We start from the raw sequence: 17,228 nt of genomic DNA on the forward strand, positions 1-17,228 counted from the left end.
CCAAAATTCGCACGAGCCGGGCAAACGCCGGGGCCCTGGAGTTCTCCCCCGCGCTCCCTGCCGCAGAGATGAGGCAAGAGCCCCGGAGACAGAGCTAATGCAGCAGCTCGGGGCGCAGGTGCCGACAGAGCCGAAGGAAATTCTCAGGCCGTCTTCTTCAGGGAGGCGACGAGCTGCGCCGTCAGCTTCTTCGCCGTGGCCGCACCGTTGTCGTGGCCGTCCGTCGACATCACGCTCACGACGTTCGTGCCGACACGGGCCGCAATCAGGGTGGCGCCGTTCTGCCACGCGCCGTCCGTGAGCGTTACGGTGTACGCGGCGTCGCCGAGGCCGGACGCCGCCTGCCCGGTCACCTTCACCTTCGTGTGAGTCTGGTCGTCGGTGAACGTCGCGCAGGCCGAGGCCACCTCCTCCACGCCCTTCAGGACCGTCGAGGACGTTGTCCCCCGGAATACGTCGATCTCCTGCGCGATGTCCTCGGAAGTGTTCTTGTTGACGAAGTCGTTCTGTGCGAACGACACGCCCGAGACCCCGGTGACGGCGATCCAGCTCGTACCGTCCAGCTTCGCGCAGTCCGGCTTCGCCGACGCGGGCGCCGACGACGGCTCGACGTACGTGCCTCCGGTGTCCCGAGCGCCACTCGCATCGACGGCGAAGCCGGCCGGGAAGAACGAAGTCGGCGCCAAGACCTTCTTCAGCTGTGCACCCGTCAGGAGACCGGCGTTCGGGTCTTTGGAAGCCGCTTGCTTCGGCTTGGCTGTACCAGCGGAGGAGTCGGACGTGCCGGAGGAGCAGGCCGTCAGGGGCAGAGCGAGTGACAAAGCGACGAGCGGGAGCGCCTTGACGGCAGGAGACGGGATGCGCATGATTCCTCGGGAGTTGAAGAGTTACAGAAGGGCCCAGCCTGTCGATAGCCAGGTCCGAGGACTGTATGCGGGACAGGCAACATACAAGCCACGCACAGCTATTTTATTGATCAAGTATTCGCCAAGTCCCGGCGCGCGCCCGCCACACCATGCCTGGCGCGGGGACCCTGCCGCCAACCCGCGGCCACATCGCCCAGGCCCCGTCCGACCGTAGAAAGCGCCGCCCCACCCGGCCATTCACGCGCCCCGCACCGCGACACCCCAACGCAGGTTCCGACGTTGCCTCCGGAGGCGTACCCACACGCCCTACGGCATCGCGCGATCAACCGGACATCCGAGACAAACGCCGGGGCCCTGCCTCCCGGACTGACTCCGGTTGACCAAACAAACGAACCACGGACAATCCGGTCCCTTCGCTCCACCCTCACCGCGCCGAGCAAGGACTTCATCACTACTACGAACCGGTCCGCCGACACGATCTGCATCGGTACTCTGCCTCTTGCGGGTTGTCCGCTTGAGGTCCTCCCTTATGCGGTGTCATCCAAAACGGGCTACCGCAGCATCAGTTCGTGTCTTCCCACGTTCCCTGCGAGCGCAGCAGACCAGGCTCACGTCGCCTCCACGCCGGGCACCACCTGGCCAGTAGATCGGGTATCCGCCAGGCTCATCCCGGGGCAAAAAGTAACCCCCGGTTTTGATGCCGTTTCATCCTTAACGACGCGTCAACAGCGCCCCCCTTACGGGGATTCGCGCTCCGTCTTCCTGATCCCCACCTGACGCCTCTTGGACGCCTTTTCCACATCGCTCACCACGGTCGCGTCACCGCTTCCGCAGCATGTGGCGGTTTGAAGCCTCCCCCCGCAAACACAGGGCTTGCGCAAGTTCCCGGGTTCGCCCAACTGGCGTGAGGATGCTGCTGCGGGTTGGGGTGGATGACAGAGCGGACACGGAATCCGTGATCATTCAGGTGTCTAAGCCGAGTGATCAAGAGGGTTCCCGTGTCCGCTGTCTCATCTTCCCCGATCCCTGCCGTGTTGGCCAAGTTGGGTCCGCTCAATCCGGACGACGTGGCTGACCTGCGGTTCTTCCTGGAGGCGGTGCCCGATCCTCGCTCCCGGCGGGGCCGTTGGTACTCGTTGGCCTCAATCCTGCTGGTCTGCGCGGCCGCCGCGGTCTCAGGAGCCCGGACCATCGACGAGCTCGCCGAGTGGAGCGCCCGTGCCGACGCCGGGCTCCTCGCCGCGCTCGACGTGCGCCGTCACCTGCTGCACTGGCGGCATGCACCGTCCAGATCGGCGATCGGGAGGGTCCTCGAGCGCCTCGACGCCGACGCACTCGATGCGGCCGTCGGAGCCTGGCTGGCTCACCGCCATACCGCCGCAGCCCCGGGCAGACGACGGGTGATCGCTGTGGACGGCAAGGCACTGCGCGGCTCCGCCCGTCTGAGCCGGCCCCGCCGCCACCTGCTGTCCGCCGTCACCCACGGCCGCCCGGTCACCCTCGCCCAGGCCGAGGTCGGGTCCAAGACCAACGAGACACGGCACTTCCAGCCCCTGCTTGCACCGCTCGACCTGGACGCAGACGTGGTCACCTTCGACGCGCTGCACTCCGTGAAGGCCAATGTCGCCTGGCTGGTGGAGACCAAGAAGGCGCATTACGTGGCCGTGATCAAGCCCAATCAGCCCACCGCCTGGGCCCAGCTGGACGGTCTGGACTGGCACGCGGTGGCCATCCAGCACACCGCCTCGAACAAGGGACACGGCCGTCGCGAGTCCCGCTCGGTCAAGACTCTCGCCATCGCCGACAACCTCGACGGCATCGCCTTCCCCCACGCGAAGCTCGCCCTCCGCGTCCACCGCCGCCGCAAAGCAACCGGCAGGAAGGAAACCCGCGAGACCGTCTACGCGGTCACCAGCCTCGACGCCCACCAGGCGAAACCGGCCGAACTCGCCTCCCACCTGCGCGGACACTGGATCGTGGAAGCCCAGCACCACATCCGCGACCGTACCTTCGCCGAAGACGCCTCCACCGTCCACGCCGGCAACGCACCCCGCGTCATGGCCGCCCTCCGCAACCTCGCAATCGGAGCCCTCAAAGCCCTCGGAGCGACCAACATCGCCAAGACCACTCGCGCCATCCGCGACCAACCCGAACGAGCCCTCCCCATCCTGGGCATCACCTACAAGCCCGACCTCAACGGAACTTGATCAAGCCCTGCCGCAGGGCGGCTGCGAAGGGCCTACCTTCATCGCTCGCACAGCATCGCGTTCAGCCGCTCAACTACCCATTGCGGCCACCCGCGTTCGTGGCACACCTTTTCCCATGACTTCCAGCGCGGCCTTGTTCCGGGCCAGTTCCTTCTCCAGCCGTTCCACCTGGCGGCGCAGCTTCTCGTTGTCTGCCTCGGCGGCCGACTTCTTCGGACGGGCCGGGCTGGTGCGCTTGTCGACCAGCTTTTCCAGGGCCCCGGCGTCCCGCGCGGCCCGCCATTCCTTGACATGCGAGTGGTACAGGCGCTCGCGGCGCAGGACCGCGCCCTTCTCGTTCTTGGGTGCGGCGTCGTACTCGGCCACGATCCGCAGCTTGTACTCCGGGCTGAAGGAACGGCGCTTTGGCCTGGGAGCCGGGTCGGATCCGGCGGGCTTGGTGCTGGTCATGAGGGGGTGGTTCTCCTGTCGTGCACTCTCAGGCTAACCCGCCGGATCGGAACGTCTCACCCAAGGCTGACAGAGAGGGGGAGCCCGTTGCTCTGGCGGACTTGCTCTGTGTCGATGGCAAGAGGCGGCTCGTACTCGCCCTGACTGCTCGCGAGAAATGCCACCGCGAGTTGCAGAGCTTCGTTCTGCTCCATCATCCGTCTCCAGTCCGTCGGCTCGACGAAGGCGCCCTAACCATCCTGCGATGATCTTCGCGTGGCTGGTGTGATCACGGCGTCGGAGCCGTCTTGGATAGCCCCGTTCACCGGGCTGAGTCCGGGCCAGTTCGGGAAGCTGGTGACAGTTCTGCGGCGCGAGGGTGCGGACACAGTCCGCAGGGGTCGGCCATGGAGCCTGCCGCTGGAGGACCGGGCGCTGCTGGTCGCGGCCTACTGGCGGACGAACCTGACCACGCGCCAACTGGCGCCGCTGTTCGGGGTTTCCAAGTGGGCGGCGGACCGGATCGTCGATCACCTCGGGCCGATGCTCGTCCTCCAGCCTCGCAAGCGGTTCCGCGGGCCGGCGTCTGCGTCCTGATCTCGCGGGGCGGTGACACGCTTCGTCCGATGGCTTGGGTTTGCTGTGGCGGGACGTGTGTCTCGTTCTTCTTCATGACCACGTCGGGTGTACTGCAGATGACCTGTGCGCGACGGCGGTGAGCGTCTGGGATGCGCTCCATCCCCCACCACTAGACGTCCGGTCTAGGAGTGCCTTGGTTGGTGGCACGGCAGGAAACTTGCCGACTCATACGGAAGGCGACACCCCGGTCGCCGAAGAGAAAGAAAGAAGCCTCGCATGCCGCTCGCACGAATTGATCTCCTCGAAGGCAAGTCGGAAGAGTACAAGCGCACCATCGCCGACGTCGTCTACGACCAGATGATCATTCATCTCGGAGTTCCGGAGGACCGTTTCCAGGTCATCTCCGAGCACAAGCCCGGCAACCTCATCGCCGACCCCGACTACCTGGGAATCCACCGCTCGGAGAACGTCGTGTTCATCCAGCTGGTCTTCCTCGACGTCGCCACCCCCGAGCAGAAGGGCAACTTCTACAAGGGCGTGGTCGGCGAGCTGAACAAGCGCCTGCAGCTGCGCACGGAGGACGTCTTCTTCAACCTCCAGACGGTGCAGCCCGCCGACTGGTCGATGGGCAACGGCGAGGTCACCTACGGCAAGGGCGTCCCCGCCGACCGCCTGGACCCCAACAGCGTCCCCGCCGACTTCAAGTGGCCCGACTCCATCCGCGCCTGACACCCCGTCTGCATCCCGGCGGGCAAACCCCAGCCCCGTGACAGGCGCGGCCGCGGACGGTGGGGTCGCTTTCCTCGAGGACTCCGCCGCGGTGGTGGTCGGCGTGGACGGCGGCTGGGGCGGCGGCGACCTCGAGAACGCTTGCGCCGTCGACGCCGCTCCGGGCCGGGAGCGCCTGGAGTCATTTGCGGGTCAGTCGTCGGCTTCGGTGAGGTCGACGAGAGCGGCCGCGTTCTCCAGCGCGTGCAGCGCTGGGGCGGAGTTCGCTGGAGAACTGCCGGTGCGGCGGGCGTAGGCGTACGTCTCGCGCACGGCGCCCCGCACGTAGACCACGACGTTGGCGTGCTCGGATGCGTCGCGTCGGTCGTCGATGGTGCCGCTCGTGCCGTGCGGCCGGGAAGCATTAAGCCACACCGGTACGACAAGCCAACTTCGCACGCGACCGGACTCAGGTGATGGCTTCGCCGCAGAGTGCAGCTGACCATCGGGGCGAAAGGCGTACCCGGTCAGGGACCTCCGTGGCGGGTCAGGAACCGGGTTGCGGTCACAGCAATCGGTCGACCAGCCCGTCGACGTAGTCCGGGGTGAGCGGGACCATGCCGAACAAGACGCGGATATACATCGGGGCCAGGATGTGGTCCAGCACGTCGAGCGCGTCGGGTGCGGGCTCGCCGCGTTCGCGGGCGCGATCGAGCATGGACTGCAGTTGCCGGGTGCGTTCGCCGCGGAGGTCGTCACGAGCCTGCAGGCCTTGCTGACCGATGCTCGACAGGGCGACGGCCAGGCGCACCAACAACAGGCCGTCGGGTCCGGTGATCTCGCGGGCCACTTGGGCCGCGTAAGTGCGCAGGTCGCCGGCCAGGCTCCCGGTGTCGGGCATCGGCGACTGCGCATTGAGGCGGGTGAGCGCCACGTCGGTGAGCAGGGTTTCCAGGCTGCCCCACCGGCGGTAGATGCTGCTGTCGGCTACGCCCGCGCGGGCTGCGACCTCGCCGACGGTGAAGTTGCCGTAGCCGCGCTCGCTGATCAGGTCGGTGACGGCCTGGTGCACCTGCGCGCCCACGCGGGCGCTGCGCCCGCCGGGCCGCCGGGCTCGCTGTCGCTCGTTCATACCCTCCACCTTAACGCAGTCGCGACTTGCGTTTACGGGGCGACCCTCCCTATAGTCACCTAACGCATCCGCCGGCTGCTTTAGGGCGCTCAGGTGTATCGCCACCCGCGTCGACCGTGGCCGGGCGCACCTATCGATTGAGGGGGGACCCCATGGCTGCATCGCATGCGACCGTAGGCAGTCGATCAAACCGGGCCGTGCTGCTCACGGTGACCTGCCTGGGCCAGTTCATGGTCCTGCTCGACAACACGATTGTTGGAGCGGCGCTGCCCGATATGCAGCACCGGCTGCACACGCAGTTGACCGGTCTGCAATGGATCGTCGACGCGTACGTCCTGCTGGTGGCCATGCTGCTGCTGTCCGGCGGTATCTTCGCCGACCGGTTCGGCCGCAAGCGGGTGTACCTGACCGGCGTGGTGGTGTTCACCGCCGCGTCGGTGCTGTGCAGCCTCGCGCCGTCGGTCGGCTGGCTGGTCGCCGGCCGGGTGCTCCAGGGCATCGGGGCCGCGGCGCTGAGCCCTGCCTCGCTGGCCCTGCTCGCCGCCGCCTACCCCGTGCCGCAAGAACGAGTGAAGGCGATCGGGCTGTGGGCCGGATTCAGCGGAATCGGTCTGGCCGCAGGCCCCGTGGCCGGCGGCGTGCTGACGGAAGCCTTCGGCTGGCCCGCCATCTTCCTGGTCAATCTGCCCATCGGCGCGGTCCTCCTGCTGGTCGGCCTGCGCCACCTCGGCGAGACCCGCAACCCGGCCGCCCCCGCGATCGACATCCCGGGCACGGTGCTGTCCGTACTGGCAGTGGGAGTGCTGACCTACGGGCTGATCGAGGGTGGTGCCCGCGGCTGGTCGTCGCCGGTGATCCTTGGCAGCTTCGCCGCCGCGGTGATCCTCCTCGCCGCCTTCGTCGCCGTCGAAGCGCGCCGTTCCGCCCCGATGCTGCCGCTGCGGCTGTTCCGGCAGCGGCTGTTCACCGTGTCCAACACCGCCATGACCGTAGTGGGGTTCGCGCTCATGGGCTCGTCGTTCTTCTTCTCCCAGTTCTTCGTGTACGTCCAGGGCAGCTCGATCCTGCGCGCCGGCCTGCAGACCCTCCCCGTCTCCCTCGCCATGGTGATCGTCAGCCCGTACGCGGGCCGACTCGCCGCCCGGCACGGTTTCCGCATCGTGGTCACCACCGGCCTGGCCCTGGCCGGCCTGGGACTGCTGGCGCTCGGCATGGTGCACGCCGACACCGGCTACGGGAACGTGTGGTGGCGGCTGGGGGTCGTCGGCATCGGCTTCGCCCTGACCATGTCCCCACTGACGGGAGCCGCCATCCAAGCAGTCAGCCCGCAGGAAGGCGGCCTCGCATCAGGCATCAGCAGCACCACCCGGCAGATCGGCGCGGTGCTCGGCGTGGCGGTACTCGGAGCCATCGTCCGCACCCGGCAATCCGGCGGCGCCTCCTTCGAGACCGGCCTCAACAGCGCCTTCGTCGCGGCTGGCGCCATCACGTTGGCCACCGCCGTGTTCACCGGCCTGTGGCTGGCGAGGTCCAAGCCCGCGGAAGGCTCCGCGGCGCCGCAACGTTCCACCGATCAAGATGCGGTCACCACCTCGAACGAGGCATCTGTAAACAGCCGTTGACACCAACCGCCTTGATCGAAGTTCCACCGCACCAGGGTGAGCCGACCCTGTCGTGGCGACGCCCCGCCAGGACCGTTTGCACCATCCCGCAACCACCACGTAAAGGACCCCGGCCTTGTCTCCCGACCCGACCACCGTGCACCCACTGCCCGCCCATGACCGCGTGGTGTTCCTCAACCCGCTGGTCACCTCACCCAACATCACCGTGGGCGATTACACCTACTACGACGACCCGGACGGCGCCACGGAGTTCGAGCGCCGCAACGTCCTCTACGCCTACGGGCCGGAGCGCCTCGTCATCGGCAAGTACTGCGCGATCGCCACAGGAACCACCTTCCTGATGGCCGGCGCCGAGCACCCGACGATGGGGGTGTCGACGTACCCGTTCACCATGTTCGGCGGCCGGTGGGCCGAGCAGACCCTGGACATCGTGACCGCCATGCCCAGCCGTGGCGACACAGTCGTCGGCAACGACGTCTGGTTCGGCTACCGTGCGACCGTCATGCCCGGCGTACAGATCGGTGACGGCGCCATCATCGCGGCCGGCGCCGTGGTCACCGCCGACGTCCCGCCCTACACGATCGTCGGCGGCAACCCGGCCCGACCAATCCGGCAGCGCTACGACGACGCCGACATCGAGCGGCTGCGGCGCGCCGCGTGGTGGGACTGGCCCGCCGACCTGGTGACCGAACACGCCCGCACCATCATGGCCGGAACCTCGGCCGACATCGAACGCATCGCCACCGAGCACGGAACGGGGAAGCCCCTTTGAGTCATGTAACCCAGGTGTCCATCGAAGAGCACACGGTGGCCGACGGCGCAGCCGGACCCTACGCCCTCACCACAGGACCGGACGGCGCCCTGTGGTTCACCCTCGTCCACAGCGGACGGATCGGCCGCCTCGTCCCCGGTGGGAAGCCGACGAGCCACCAACTCGCCCCCGACAGCGGGCCGACCGTCATCACCCCCGGCCCGGACGGCGCGCTGTGGTTCACCCAGTACCGGGCGGACCGGATCGGGCGGATCACCACCGACGGCGTGATCGACGAATTCGGCGTGCCCACGCCCAGCTGCGGGCCGTTCGGCATCGCGGCGGGACCCGACGACGCCCTGTGGTTCACCGAGACCGCCGCCGACCGCATCGGCCGCATCACCGTCGACGGCAGCGTCACCGAGTTCCCGCTGCCCGTCACCGGCGCGTTCCCCTCGGCGATCACCGCCGGCGGCGACGGAGGCATGTGGTTCACCCTCAACCAGGCCAACGCCATCGGGCGGATCGGCATGGACGGCGCGGTCACCCTCCATCCCCTGCCGACGGAGGCGGCAGCGCCAGTCGGGATCGCCGAAGGCCGTGACGGAGCACTGTGGTTCGTCGAGATCGCCGCCGGACAGATCGGACGCATCACTCCCGACGGAAAGATCACCGAGTTCCCGCTGCCCGACCGCACCGCCCGACCGCACGCCGTCACCGTCGACGGCGACGGCACCGCATGGTTCACCGAATGGGGCGGCAACCGCGTCGGCACGCTCACCCCCGACGGCTCCGTCACCGTCCACGACCTGCCCACCCCCCACTCCGAACCGCACGGCATCACCGTCGGTCCCGACGGCGCCCTGTGGACCGCGCTGGAGATCGGCTCACTCGCCCGCATCGCCTCAGCCGACAGCACCCCCTGAACAAGCCACCCCCTCCCACACCATCAGCAACGGTCGCCCGTACGGCGGCCGGAGAGGAATTCCCATGAAATACGCACTCGTGATCTTCGAGACGGACGAGTCGCGCCGCCGGATCCAGGCCGACCGGGCCGCATACCGCAAGGAGTACGAAGGCTGGATCGGCGGACTCGCCACAGCCGGAAAACTGGTCGGCGGCGACGCCCTGGAGACCGACCACACGGCTCCCGCGACAGTGCGCACTGCGGCCGACGGGACGTCGACGGTGACCGCCGGACCCGCGCACGCCGGCGAGGAAACCCTCGGCGGCTGGTTCATCGTCGACGTGGCCGACCGCGAGGAGGCCATCGAACTGGCCAAGAACCTCCCCACCCCGGAGACCGTCGAGATCCGCCCAATCCTCGAATCCGCCTGAGCGCGACGTACCCGACCCCGGCGGCGCCGTTGTTCTCCACTCCCCCGGGCTGCGACCATGGCCTGGCGCGCGAGGTCCACGCCGCTCAGCTCGGTCATGCGATCACAGTCCCGGTGGCGTCGTCGTCCAGCGGGCGGCGAGCTCGGGCAGCCGGTCCGTCCACGGCGCGGCCGCGGTCTGCTCGGTCGAGGCGGCGGCCTGGCGGCGCAGCTGCTCCAGCCGCGCCGCCAGCAGGTACTGCGCGGTGCGCTCCCTCGCCTCGTCGGCGGCCTTCGTCGCCGCCGCGATGGCGTCCGCACTGTGCGGGTTGTGCTTGAACTAGCCGCGGCCTTGCTCGGTCTTGTACGCCCGGCGCGCCTCGGCTTCGGCTTCCTCGGTCCGTCCCAGGTGCCCGAGCGCGCTGCTGCGGTACTCCGGCAGCGCCTGCTCCACCGCCTGGAGGGCGGCGAAGGCGAGCACGGATGCCGCGCCGACCAGGTCCGCGTCCAGCTCAACCGGCTCCATCGTCGCCATGATCCCCGCTGTGCCGCTATCAACAAGCCTGTCTTTCAGGGTTGTTGACAGCGCGCCCGTGACAGCGGCGCTGAACGGTCAGCCGACTGGTCGGTGCGCGTGCTTGAGGTAGAAGAGTCAGCCTGGTGTGCCGTTGGCCGACGCGCAGTGGGCGCGGACAGAGCCGTTGTCGCGAGCGTCCCATTCGTGGGAAAGGATCGACATCACCACCTCATCGAGCCAGGCACCGTCACGCAGCTGTGCCTGCCGTCGCGTGCCCTCCTCGACAAAGCCCACCTTCTCGTACACGCGCCGTGCTCTGTGGTTGTGGGCGTACACATCCAGCTGAATTCTGTGCAAGCCGACCCGCTCAAAGGCGTACCCCACGATGAGTTGCGTGGCTTCGGTGCCCAGCCCCCTGCCCCGCCCGCGAGGGCCGATCAGGGTCCGGAAGGCGCAGCTGCGGTTGGCCGGATTCCAGTCGTAGAGGACGACCTCACCGACCACGGTCCCCGTTGCGCGGTCGGTGACTGCGAGATCGAGCCGGTCGGCTTGCTCACTGCGTGACCCGTACCAGGCACGCAGTCGTTCCAACGTGAGTTCAGCCGACGGTTCGAAGGTGTAGCGGATGACTTCAGGATCTTCGATGACCTGGGCGATGGCGGTCGCGTCTGCCTCTGTGAAGGGGCGTAGCAGGGCTTTCTCACCGGTGAGAACTGGCTTGTGGGCAAAGTCGGTGAACGGGCTGTTTCTCATCCCGGGATCTTCGGTGTGCTGCAGCATCCATCAGGACAGCATCCTGGCCCGCCTCGACGATCCGGTCGAGGGCGACAGGGCGCCGTTCCCGGACCTGTGGGACCGGCTGTGCGCGCAGCACGGCTACGACGTCGCCGTGAAGCCCTGGAACGACGCAACGACCTACTCGGATTACCTCAACTCCGAAGAAGCGGACGCCTGAAGCGGCCATTGGCTGCATCCTTCACAAGGCACTCCGGCACGCCGCCGGGTGACCCTTCACCACAGTCAAGGAGGTCCCTCATGGGGCTGAACTCTCGTACGGCCCAGATCGTCTGGGCAATCGTTCCGGTCGCGCTCGCCGGGTTCATCCTGGAGCTGCCGTTCGTCTGGCGGGCACTGAAGACGAAGAAGCGCAGCGACATCATCGTGGCGGCGGTGTTCGGCGTCGTGCAGATCGTGGTGTGGCTGCTCTTCGTGGTCTTCAGCGAGGGTTCCGGGACTCTGCGCGAAGACCTTCCCGCCGCCGTGATCTGGATCAGCGCCGTATCGGCGGCGGTCGCCGCCGCCTACCTGTACCGGCCTCTGAGCAAGGAAGAGTCGATGGACCGGGCGCAGGGCGAACAGCGTCCCGGCTCGTCGTACCTCGGCTGACCCGACATCGTCTCGGGCCTTCCGACGTAGTCCGTTCGAGTGGCTCTATTCACGAGTAACGCCGTCAGTTGTTCACGGGTTTGGGAGGCACCCAGATCCACGGTCGGGTGTTGGTCACGAGTTTCGGCCGCACCGGGGTACCTGCCAGGGCAGCATCGGAATGCTCCTGGCGAAAGGTGCTGGTCATGCCGCAGATGTCGAAGGTCGAGCTGTAGCCGGGCCTCGGGGATCGACGGGCGGCGGTCCCTACTCCTGATTCCGCATGGCGTGGCCGATCGCGGAGGCGACGTCTTTAGCGGTGTGGGTTGGCTGGTATGAGTCCTGGGACCAGGGCCGGCCGTCCGTCACCCACACGCTGCGAAGCCCGAGCGCTTCGGCGCCGGCTACGTCGGCATGCGGTGAATCGCCGATGACCCACGCACCAGGCAGAGGCATGCCGACGGCTGCTGCCGCCGCATGGAAGATTTCCGGGTCGGGCTTCTTGTGACCGACGGTCTCCGAGATCACCCAGCCCTCGACGAGTTGATCGAGCCCGGTATTGCGAATCTTCGCTTCCTGCTGGATGGTGCGCCCGTTGGTGACGATCACACAGGTCCATCCGTCAGCCTGGGCCTTACTCAGCGCTTCGCGGGAGGAACGCGTCAGAACGACGTGCTCGGCAACGCCGTTGTCGAGGAGAGCGCGGACAGCGGCGGTTGACACCACGTCGCCGTATCGGTCGCTCAGGGCTGCGGCGACGTCGTGCCGCGCGGTATACCCGCTGGCGTCAATAGTCGTCAAACAGGTGAGGTCAGAGTCGGGCAGGCCGTGCTGGGCAAGGAAGTCCGCGACCGCGGTACGGAAGGCCGCATCGCGGTCGACCAAAGTGTTGTCGAGGTCCAGCAGAAGCAACGGCATGACCAGTAGTAGATCACGCGCACTGGTTTCGGGCGGGAGGGTTTCCCGCCCTGCATCGATGTGGTCGGCTACACGGAACTCGACTCTTCTTCCTGCGGGTTCAGGCTCGACGGCCCCGCCCCTGGGCGGCGGGCCGTCGAATGCACTGACGTCATTTCTCGTGAACATTCCCGCTCCTGCCCCTTCGCCAGGAAGCTGGGCGGGACCGGTCACGGTCGATGGCCGAGCGTGACGGCGTCCAACGTCTCCATGACAATGCGGCTCCCGTTGAACCGATAGACGACGAGCTCGACATCACGGCATTCGACCTGCCCAAGGCCGAGCTCCCGACGCTCACCCACCCAATCCACGACGGCCTGCGGATTGGTCAATGGACGCGTGAAATGCACCAGCGTCGAGTACCAGATGTTGCGGTCGAAATCGGCCTCCAGCCAGCCGTCTTCGCCCAACGCCTCTTCGTAGGCGTCATACAGACGCTCAATAGCGTCACCCGACGGCTCGGCACACAGCATGACGCAGCCTGGCGTCAGGGTCAGACCCGACAGTGTCAGCCGAACGGGGCCGGCGCCCGTCGCCGCCGTCCCCCGCAGTGCAGCCATGTAGCGGGATACCCGTGCGTCGCCGTCCGGGACCGATACACGGTGCTCTTCCAGCGCGCGAAGAGTGAAGTGCGAGGAGTCAGCAGTCCCGGTCGGCCAGTGTTCTTCCCCAGCAACGGTCATCGCCTCGCGGGTGATCTCCCCGATCCTGCGCGCGGTCGCGGCGTCAGGTCGCATGACGACGGACATGACCCAGCGATTCCCGCCGTCTACAGGCGGCACCTGGCACTGAACCGCACCCGCCAGTACCGCCTCCCGACCGCGTTCGAACAGCGCATCGAACCTCATTGCGTACATGCCGAACGATCATGCCGCAGCAATGCCCGGCTGCGGCCGGGTCCGCATGCCCCAGCGGGCAAGAGATGGGCCGGCAGCCCGCGAAGCCGGACGCGGCGGTCTGGGCGCCACGCAGGCGGGAGTTGGCGCGCTCCAGGAACACGGGGTCGCGGCCGAGCAGATCCGGCAGATAGGCCGTGGCGGCCGTGTCGAAGAAGAGTCCGCCCAGGCCGAGCAGGAAGGCGACAGCCGCCAGCAGCGGAATGCTCAGCACGTCGAGCTCGGCCGCCGCCGGTATCGCGAGCAGCACCGCACGTGCCGCGTCCGTGACCCACATCGTGCGCCGGCGGTCCCAGCGGTCCGCCAGCGCACCGCCGAGTGCGATCATCGCTTGGTCAGGTCAGAAGTCACCGCGAGGGTCCACGTGCGGATGGCTGGGATCACGGCTGTCCAACATGCCCGCCGACACCCCGATGGCCGACCTGGTCCGCCTGGCCAAGATCCGCTGGCGCATCGAGCACGACTACCGCGAACTCAGCGTCGTCGACAGAGCCGCAGACCCTCAAGGAGTGGCAGCGCCGACTGCGGCGTCGACGAGGTACCGTTGCTGAGGTCATAGTCAGATCTCAGCAATCCGTGCGTTTGCGCACAGATGGTCCTTAACGGTGTCACCACAGCCCGAGCTGGGCGGTGGTGTCCTGTTGAAGGTCTCGCGGTTCCTTCCGCCTGTGGGGCGGGTTTGCGCCACCTGCCCGCACCGGGTCAGCTTTGCGGCTGGCCCGGCTGGCGCGGGTCTTCTGGTCGGCTCCACGCGGTTTCGGCACGCTGGGCGTGCCCCGGTCTCCGGCCACTCCGGTACCGGTTGTGCCGGCCGATGCGAGGTCGGCGAGGTTACGGGCGGCGTTCTCGTCCCGGTCGATGACCAGGCCGCACGCGTCGCAGGAGAACACTCGCACGTGCAGGGGCAGTTTGGCTTTCACCGTCTTGCACGACGAGCAGGTTTTCGAGGACGGGTACCAGCGCGAGGCGACGACCGTGGGGCAGGCGTTGCGCTGGCCTTTGTAGGTGAGCTGACGGCGGATCTCTGCGAATCCGGCATCGGCGATCTTCCGTGCCAGACGGCGGTTGCGGAGCATGCCGGCGACGTTGAGGTCTTCGACCACGACGGTGCCGTACTCGGCACGCACGGCGGTGGTGAGCTTGTGCAGGGCGTCTTCGCGCAGGTTCGCCACGCGGTGGTGCACGCGGTTGCGTTCGGCGTTCGCCTTGACCCATCGTTTCGACGGTTCCCGGCGGATGGTCTTGCCGGTGGCGGGGTCGTGCACGGCCGGCCCTTGGCGGCGCGACACACGACGGGACAGACGCCGCAGCCGCTTTTGTTCGCCCTCGTAGTGCTTGGGGTTGTCGACGTAACCGATCTGTCCGGCACTGTCGGCCATCACCGCGAGCACCTTCACCCCGAGGTCGATACCGACTGCGACACCAGGACGGGCCACGCGGGTGATCTCCCGCTTGACCTCCATCTGGAAGGACACGAACCAGCGGCCCCGCTCATGCCGCACCGTCGCGGACAGGATGCGTGCCATTCCGCTCTGCACGCGGGCCACAAGCTTGACGGTGGACTCATGGGTGCGGATGGTTCCGAGCACCGGCAGCGTCACGTGCCGGTCGTCGGCCACGCGGATGCTACCGGTGGTGAACCGGCACGCAAGACGGGCCTTGCGCTTGGACTTGAAACGTGGCGTACCCATGCGGGCACCCTTGCGGCGGCCGTTCTTCGACTTCGTGTAGTTGTCGAACGCGGCAGCCGCGTTGGCCAGGCCGGTGCTGTACGCCTCCTTGGAGTTCTCGTGCCACCAGTCGGCATAGCGCGGATCGGTGCGCTTGACCTGGTTGAACTCCTTACGCAGCGCGGGCAGCGACCACGGCCGCCACGGCGTCAGCTCCTCCTCGGCGACCCCGTACGAGGCTTCCGCCTTGCGCTGCCACCACGAGGCCGTCACCCAGCCGACAGCCCAGTTGTACGCGGCCCGAGCAGCCCCGCAGTGCGACCGCAGCGCGGATTCCTCAGTCGCATTCGGGTCCAGGGCGAAACGGAACGCCTGCACCACAAAGCCCGGCTGCGCCTGGAACTTCTTCACCCTGAACACCCCCTCACCAGCCAGTCATTGACTATGCACTACGCATCATGGAACAGATCAACGGATGGATCACCAGCGGTGAAGCCTGCGAGCGGCTGGAAATCGCCTGGCGCACCCTCTACCACCTCCACCGCCAAAGCCCGGACTTTCCCAAACCCAAGAAGATCGGACGAACCCTCCTTGGGAGGCAAAAGCCCTGGATGCCTGGCGGGACGAGCACCCCAAACGTCAGAGAAAAGAAGACGTTCGTTGAGATCCGACTATGCATCCCGCAGCAGTTGTTAGCCCCTTTCCCGTTCGCGCAGGGACCGACACACGGCGACATCTCCGCGCACCTGTCCGAGGTCGACGACGCGAGCGTGTCCACGCAGACGAACCGGGATGGCCGAAGGGCAGACCGAGCTTGCGGCTCTGTCATCCGGCCGTTCGTTCGGCGGGAGCCGCCACCACGCCCGGGGCGTCCTCGAGCCAGCCTCGGTCGCGTGCCATCAGCGCGATCTGGAAGCGGGTCCGCGCGCCGAGGAGTTCCGCGGTCTCGCTGATGTGTTTCTGGATGGTCCGTCGGCTCAGCCCCAGGACCCGGGCGATCGCGTCGTCCGTCAGACCCGCGCGCAACAGAGTAAGGATGTCGCGCATCCGCCCCGGAGGCCGGCCGTCGGGTTCCGCCGCGGTGATCGGCGGGCGACCGGGGCCACTGTCCAGCGACACCGGGGTCGCCTGTTCCCAAACGCTTTCGAAGAGCGCGGTGAGCACTCCGAGAAGTGTGGTCGAGTGCACGATGAGCGAACCCGCGGACGGATCCTCCTGTCGCAGCGGCATGATGCCGGCCGTCGCATCGAACACCACCAGCTTCATCGGGAGCCCGGCCAAGAGCCGCAGCTCCCCGCCCCGGGCCGTGCCGCTCAGGGCGGTGCGCAGCGAAACGGTGTCGGTCAACCCGTCCGTGTCGTACACCGACCGGAGCCGCACTCCGTCAGGTACGGGCACCTCCGGAGCCGGTGCGTCCGCAACGGCTGCGGGGTCAGTCGGCACCGAGGTGCTCTCGAGCCGCGCGGACCGGGTGACGTACGGAGGTTTGGCGAGGTGGAGCACCTCGTGTCGGCTGGACGCGAGCAGTTGCGCGTAACGCACCCCGACCTGCTCGGCGCTCTCCACCACCTCGAACAGGTCGGAGGTGACCCGACGGTGCGATGCCGAGCGGTACGCCTCGTGCAACTGCTCCATGTACAGCTCCGCCCGCGCCAGTTCCTGCCGCCTCTGGGCCAGCAGGGAACCGAGGGTGGAACGGGGCGGGCCCGCGCTCCAGCGCGTGGGCCGGTCACCTACGCGGACGACCAGGCGTTCGTTCTCCAGGGCCTGTAGGGCGCGTTCGGCGGCTGCCGAGGTGACCCCGAGTGCTTCGGCGACCGCGTCGCTGCTCAGCTCAGGCTGTGTGACCAGGCATTCGAGTACTCGGCCGGCCAAGGGGCCCAGTCCGGTCCCGGCCCACGGCAAATCCGACGGCACCGCCACAACTGTCCCCCTTTCGGCGCGCTGGCGAGGCCGATCGTACGCGGTGGAGTCGGTCGGAGCGATCACGTGCTCGTTACATCCCCGTACGGCCGAGGCGGCCCCGTTCCGATCCTGTCAGTTCCTGTTCACATCTGCGCAGTTGCGCGGACCCGCACTCCGGTACTCCTTGCCCGGCGGATCGCCCCCCGGACAGGGTGATCACGAGCCGCCGACGCAAAGGCGTCGAAGCCCGTTCGGTCACTCAGGATCCAGCCGAGACATGTCGGCACGTTGGAGACATTCATGCCACT

General features: G+C 67.8%; 19 protein-coding genes and 2 pseudogenes. 10 read left to right on the plus strand and 11 right to left on the minus strand.

Features of this window, described 5'->3' with window-relative positions:
* Positions 1-143: 143 nt before the first annotated feature.
* Positions 144-866 (minus strand): hypothetical protein, encoded by a 723-nt coding sequence (locus OG456_RS45135; protein ID WP_266570944.1) that lies wholly within the window; start codon positions 864-866, stop codon positions 144-146.
* A 1,031-nt stretch (positions 867-1,897) separates the two neighbouring features.
* Between OG456_RS45135 and OG456_RS45140 the strand changes: the two genes are divergently transcribed.
* Positions 1,898-3,073, plus strand: coding sequence for an ISAs1 family transposase (locus OG456_RS45140; protein ID WP_266570945.1), 1,176 nt, complete (start codon positions 1,898-1,900; stop codon positions 3,071-3,073).
* 69 nt (positions 3,074-3,142) lie between these two features.
* On the opposite strand, the gene OG456_RS45145 is transcribed toward OG456_RS45140, so the two are convergent.
* Entirely contained in the window at positions 3,143-3,523 is a 381-nt protein-coding gene (locus tag OG456_RS45145) for a hypothetical protein (RefSeq protein ID WP_266570946.1), read from the minus strand.
* 255 nt (positions 3,524-3,778) lie between these two features.
* Between OG456_RS45145 and OG456_RS45150 the strand changes: the two are divergent.
* Positions 3,779-4,096 (plus strand): annotated as a pseudogene (locus OG456_RS45150) (transposase family protein); the annotation flags it as partial.
* A gap of 261 nt (positions 4,097-4,357) precedes the next feature.
* A complete protein-coding gene (locus OG456_RS45155) occupies positions 4,358-4,810 on the plus strand; it encodes a tautomerase family protein (RefSeq protein ID WP_266570947.1) in 453 nt (150 codons plus the stop codon).
* 192 nt (positions 4,811-5,002) lie between these two features.
* Here the strand turns inward: OG456_RS45155 and OG456_RS45160 are convergent, their stop codons facing one another.
* The gene (locus OG456_RS45160; protein ID WP_266570948.1) at positions 5,003-5,224 is read right to left on the minus strand and encodes a hypothetical protein; all 222 of its coding nucleotides are present in this window, start codon (positions 5,222-5,224) and stop codon (positions 5,003-5,005) included.
* A gap of 130 nt (positions 5,225-5,354) precedes the next feature.
* Positions 5,355-5,921, minus strand: a complete 567-nt coding sequence (locus tag OG456_RS45165) for a TetR/AcrR family transcriptional regulator (RefSeq protein ID WP_266570949.1) — start codon at positions 5,919-5,921, stop codon at positions 5,355-5,357.
* Positions 5,922-6,073: 152 nt separating this feature from the next.
* Here OG456_RS45165 and OG456_RS45170 point away from each other — a divergent pair, with 152 nt between their 5' ends.
* From OG456_RS45170 to OG456_RS45185, 4 genes are all read left to right on the plus strand, one after another.
* Positions 6,074-7,543: an MFS transporter gene (locus OG456_RS45170; protein WP_266570951.1), complete on the plus strand. Its 1,470-nt coding sequence runs from the start codon at positions 6,074-6,076 to the stop codon at positions 7,541-7,543.
* A gap of 115 nt (positions 7,544-7,658) precedes the next feature.
* Positions 7,659-8,315 (plus strand): CatB-related O-acetyltransferase, encoded by a 657-nt coding sequence (locus OG456_RS45175; RefSeq protein ID WP_266570952.1) that lies wholly within the window; start codon positions 7,659-7,661, stop codon positions 8,313-8,315.
* Between the two features lie 14 nt (positions 8,316-8,329).
* Complete coding sequence (locus OG456_RS45180) at positions 8,330-9,220, plus strand: virginiamycin B lyase (RefSeq protein WP_266570953.1); 891 nt, start codon at positions 8,330-8,332, stop codon at positions 9,218-9,220.
* A gap of 64 nt (positions 9,221-9,284) precedes the next feature.
* Complete coding sequence (locus OG456_RS45185; RefSeq protein ID WP_266570954.1) at positions 9,285-9,632, plus strand: YciI family protein; 348 nt, start codon at positions 9,285-9,287, stop codon at positions 9,630-9,632.
* 318 nt (positions 9,633-9,950) lie between these two features.
* Here the strand turns inward: OG456_RS45185 and OG456_RS45190 are convergent, their stop codons facing one another.
* Both OG456_RS45190 and OG456_RS45195 read right to left on the minus strand, forming a co-directional pair.
* Positions 9,951-10,145, minus strand: a complete 195-nt coding sequence (locus OG456_RS45190; protein ID WP_266570955.1) for a hypothetical protein — start codon at positions 10,143-10,145, stop codon at positions 9,951-9,953.
* Positions 10,146-10,262: 117 nt separating this feature from the next.
* Positions 10,263-10,907 (minus strand): GNAT family N-acetyltransferase, encoded by a 645-nt coding sequence (locus tag OG456_RS45195; protein WP_266570956.1) that lies wholly within the window; start codon positions 10,905-10,907, stop codon positions 10,263-10,265.
* On the opposite strand from OG456_RS45195, the gene OG456_RS45200 reads away from it, so the two are divergent.
* Entirely contained in the window at positions 10,894-11,082 is a 189-nt protein-coding gene (locus OG456_RS45200; protein ID WP_266570957.1) for a hypothetical protein, read from the plus strand. The two genes, OG456_RS45195 and OG456_RS45200, sit on opposite strands and share 14 nt — an antisense overlap.
* Positions 11,083-11,162: 80 nt before the next feature.
* The gene (locus OG456_RS45205; protein WP_266570958.1) at positions 11,163-11,513 is read left to right on the plus strand and encodes a hypothetical protein; all 351 of its coding nucleotides are present in this window, start codon (positions 11,163-11,165) and stop codon (positions 11,511-11,513) included.
* 246 nt (positions 11,514-11,759) lie between these two features.
* Here the strand turns inward: OG456_RS45205 and OG456_RS45210 are convergent, their stop codons facing one another.
* The 3 genes and pseudogenes from OG456_RS45210 to OG456_RS45220 all read right to left on the minus strand — a co-directional run.
* A complete protein-coding gene (locus OG456_RS45210; protein ID WP_266570959.1) occupies positions 11,760-12,410 on the minus strand; it encodes an HAD family hydrolase in 651 nt (216 codons plus the stop codon).
* 209 nt (positions 12,411-12,619) lie between these two features.
* On the minus strand, positions 12,620-13,198 hold the full coding sequence (locus tag OG456_RS45215; protein ID WP_266571760.1) for a hypothetical protein: 579 nt from the start codon (positions 13,196-13,198) through the stop codon (positions 12,620-12,622).
* Between the two features lie 120 nt (positions 13,199-13,318).
* Positions 13,319-13,664: pseudogene (locus tag OG456_RS45220) on the minus strand (hypothetical protein); the annotation flags it as partial.
* Positions 13,665-13,740: 76 nt separating this feature from the next.
* Between OG456_RS45220 and OG456_RS45225 the strand changes: the two are divergent.
* On the plus strand, positions 13,741-13,896 hold the full coding sequence (locus OG456_RS45225) for a hypothetical protein (protein ID WP_266570960.1): 156 nt from the start codon (positions 13,741-13,743) through the stop codon (positions 13,894-13,896).
* 57 nt (positions 13,897-13,953) lie between these two features.
* Here the strand turns inward: OG456_RS45225 and tnpB are convergent, their stop codons facing one another.
* Together tnpB and OG456_RS45235 are read right to left on the minus strand one after the other, a co-directional pair.
* The gene (tnpB, locus tag OG456_RS45230; protein WP_266570961.1) at positions 13,954-15,426 is read right to left on the minus strand and encodes an IS607 family element RNA-guided endonuclease TnpB; all 1,473 of its coding nucleotides are present in this window, start codon (positions 15,424-15,426) and stop codon (positions 13,954-13,956) included.
* A 414-nt stretch (positions 15,427-15,840) separates the two neighbouring features.
* The gene (locus tag OG456_RS45235; RefSeq protein ID WP_266570962.1) at positions 15,841-16,890 is read right to left on the minus strand and encodes a LuxR family transcriptional regulator; all 1,050 of its coding nucleotides are present in this window, start codon (positions 16,888-16,890) and stop codon (positions 15,841-15,843) included.
* Positions 16,891-17,228: the final 338 nt, after the last annotated feature.

The organism is Streptomyces sp. NBC_01446, assembly GCF_026340095.1.
Taxonomy (GTDB): Bacteria; Actinomycetota; Actinomycetes; order Streptomycetales; family Streptomycetaceae; genus Streptomyces; species Streptomyces aureus.

Coding starts and splice junctions, on each gene's coding strand:
- OG456_RS45135 (WP_266570944.1), bottom strand. CDS start 866: ATGCGCATCCCGTCTCCTGCCGTCAAGGCGCTCCCGCTCGTCGCTTTG.
- OG456_RS45145 (WP_266570946.1), bottom strand. CDS start 3,523: ATGACCAGCACCAAGCCCGCCGGATCCGACCCGGCTCCCAGGCCAAAG.
- OG456_RS45155 (WP_266570947.1), top strand. CDS start 4,358: ATGCCGCTCGCACGAATTGATCTCCTCGAAGGCAAGTCGGAAGAGTAC.
- OG456_RS45165 (WP_266570949.1), bottom strand. CDS start 5,921: ATGAACGAGCGACAGCGAGCCCGGCGGCCCGGCGGGCGCAGCGCCCGC.
- OG456_RS45170 (WP_266570951.1), top strand. CDS start 6,074: ATGGCTGCATCGCATGCGACCGTAGGCAGTCGATCAAACCGGGCCGTG.
- OG456_RS45185 (WP_266570954.1), top strand. CDS start 9,285: ATGAAATACGCACTCGTGATCTTCGAGACGGACGAGTCGCGCCGCCGG.
- OG456_RS45190 (WP_266570955.1), bottom strand. CDS start 10,145: ATGGCGACGATGGAGCCGGTTGAGCTGGACGCGGACCTGGTCGGCGCG.
- OG456_RS45195 (WP_266570956.1), bottom strand. CDS start 10,907: ATGCTGCAGCACACCGAAGATCCCGGGATGAGAAACAGCCCGTTCACC.
- OG456_RS45205 (WP_266570958.1), top strand. CDS start 11,163: ATGGGGCTGAACTCTCGTACGGCCCAGATCGTCTGGGCAATCGTTCCG.
- OG456_RS45210 (WP_266570959.1), bottom strand. CDS start 12,410: ATGCCGTTGCTTCTGCTGGACCTCGACAACACTTTGGTCGACCGCGAT.
- OG456_RS45215 (WP_266571760.1), bottom strand. CDS start 13,198: ATGTCCGTCGTCATGCGACCTGACGCCGCGACCGCGCGCAGGATCGGG.
- OG456_RS45225 (WP_266570960.1), top strand. CDS start 13,741: ATGCCCGCCGACACCCCGATGGCCGACCTGGTCCGCCTGGCCAAGATC.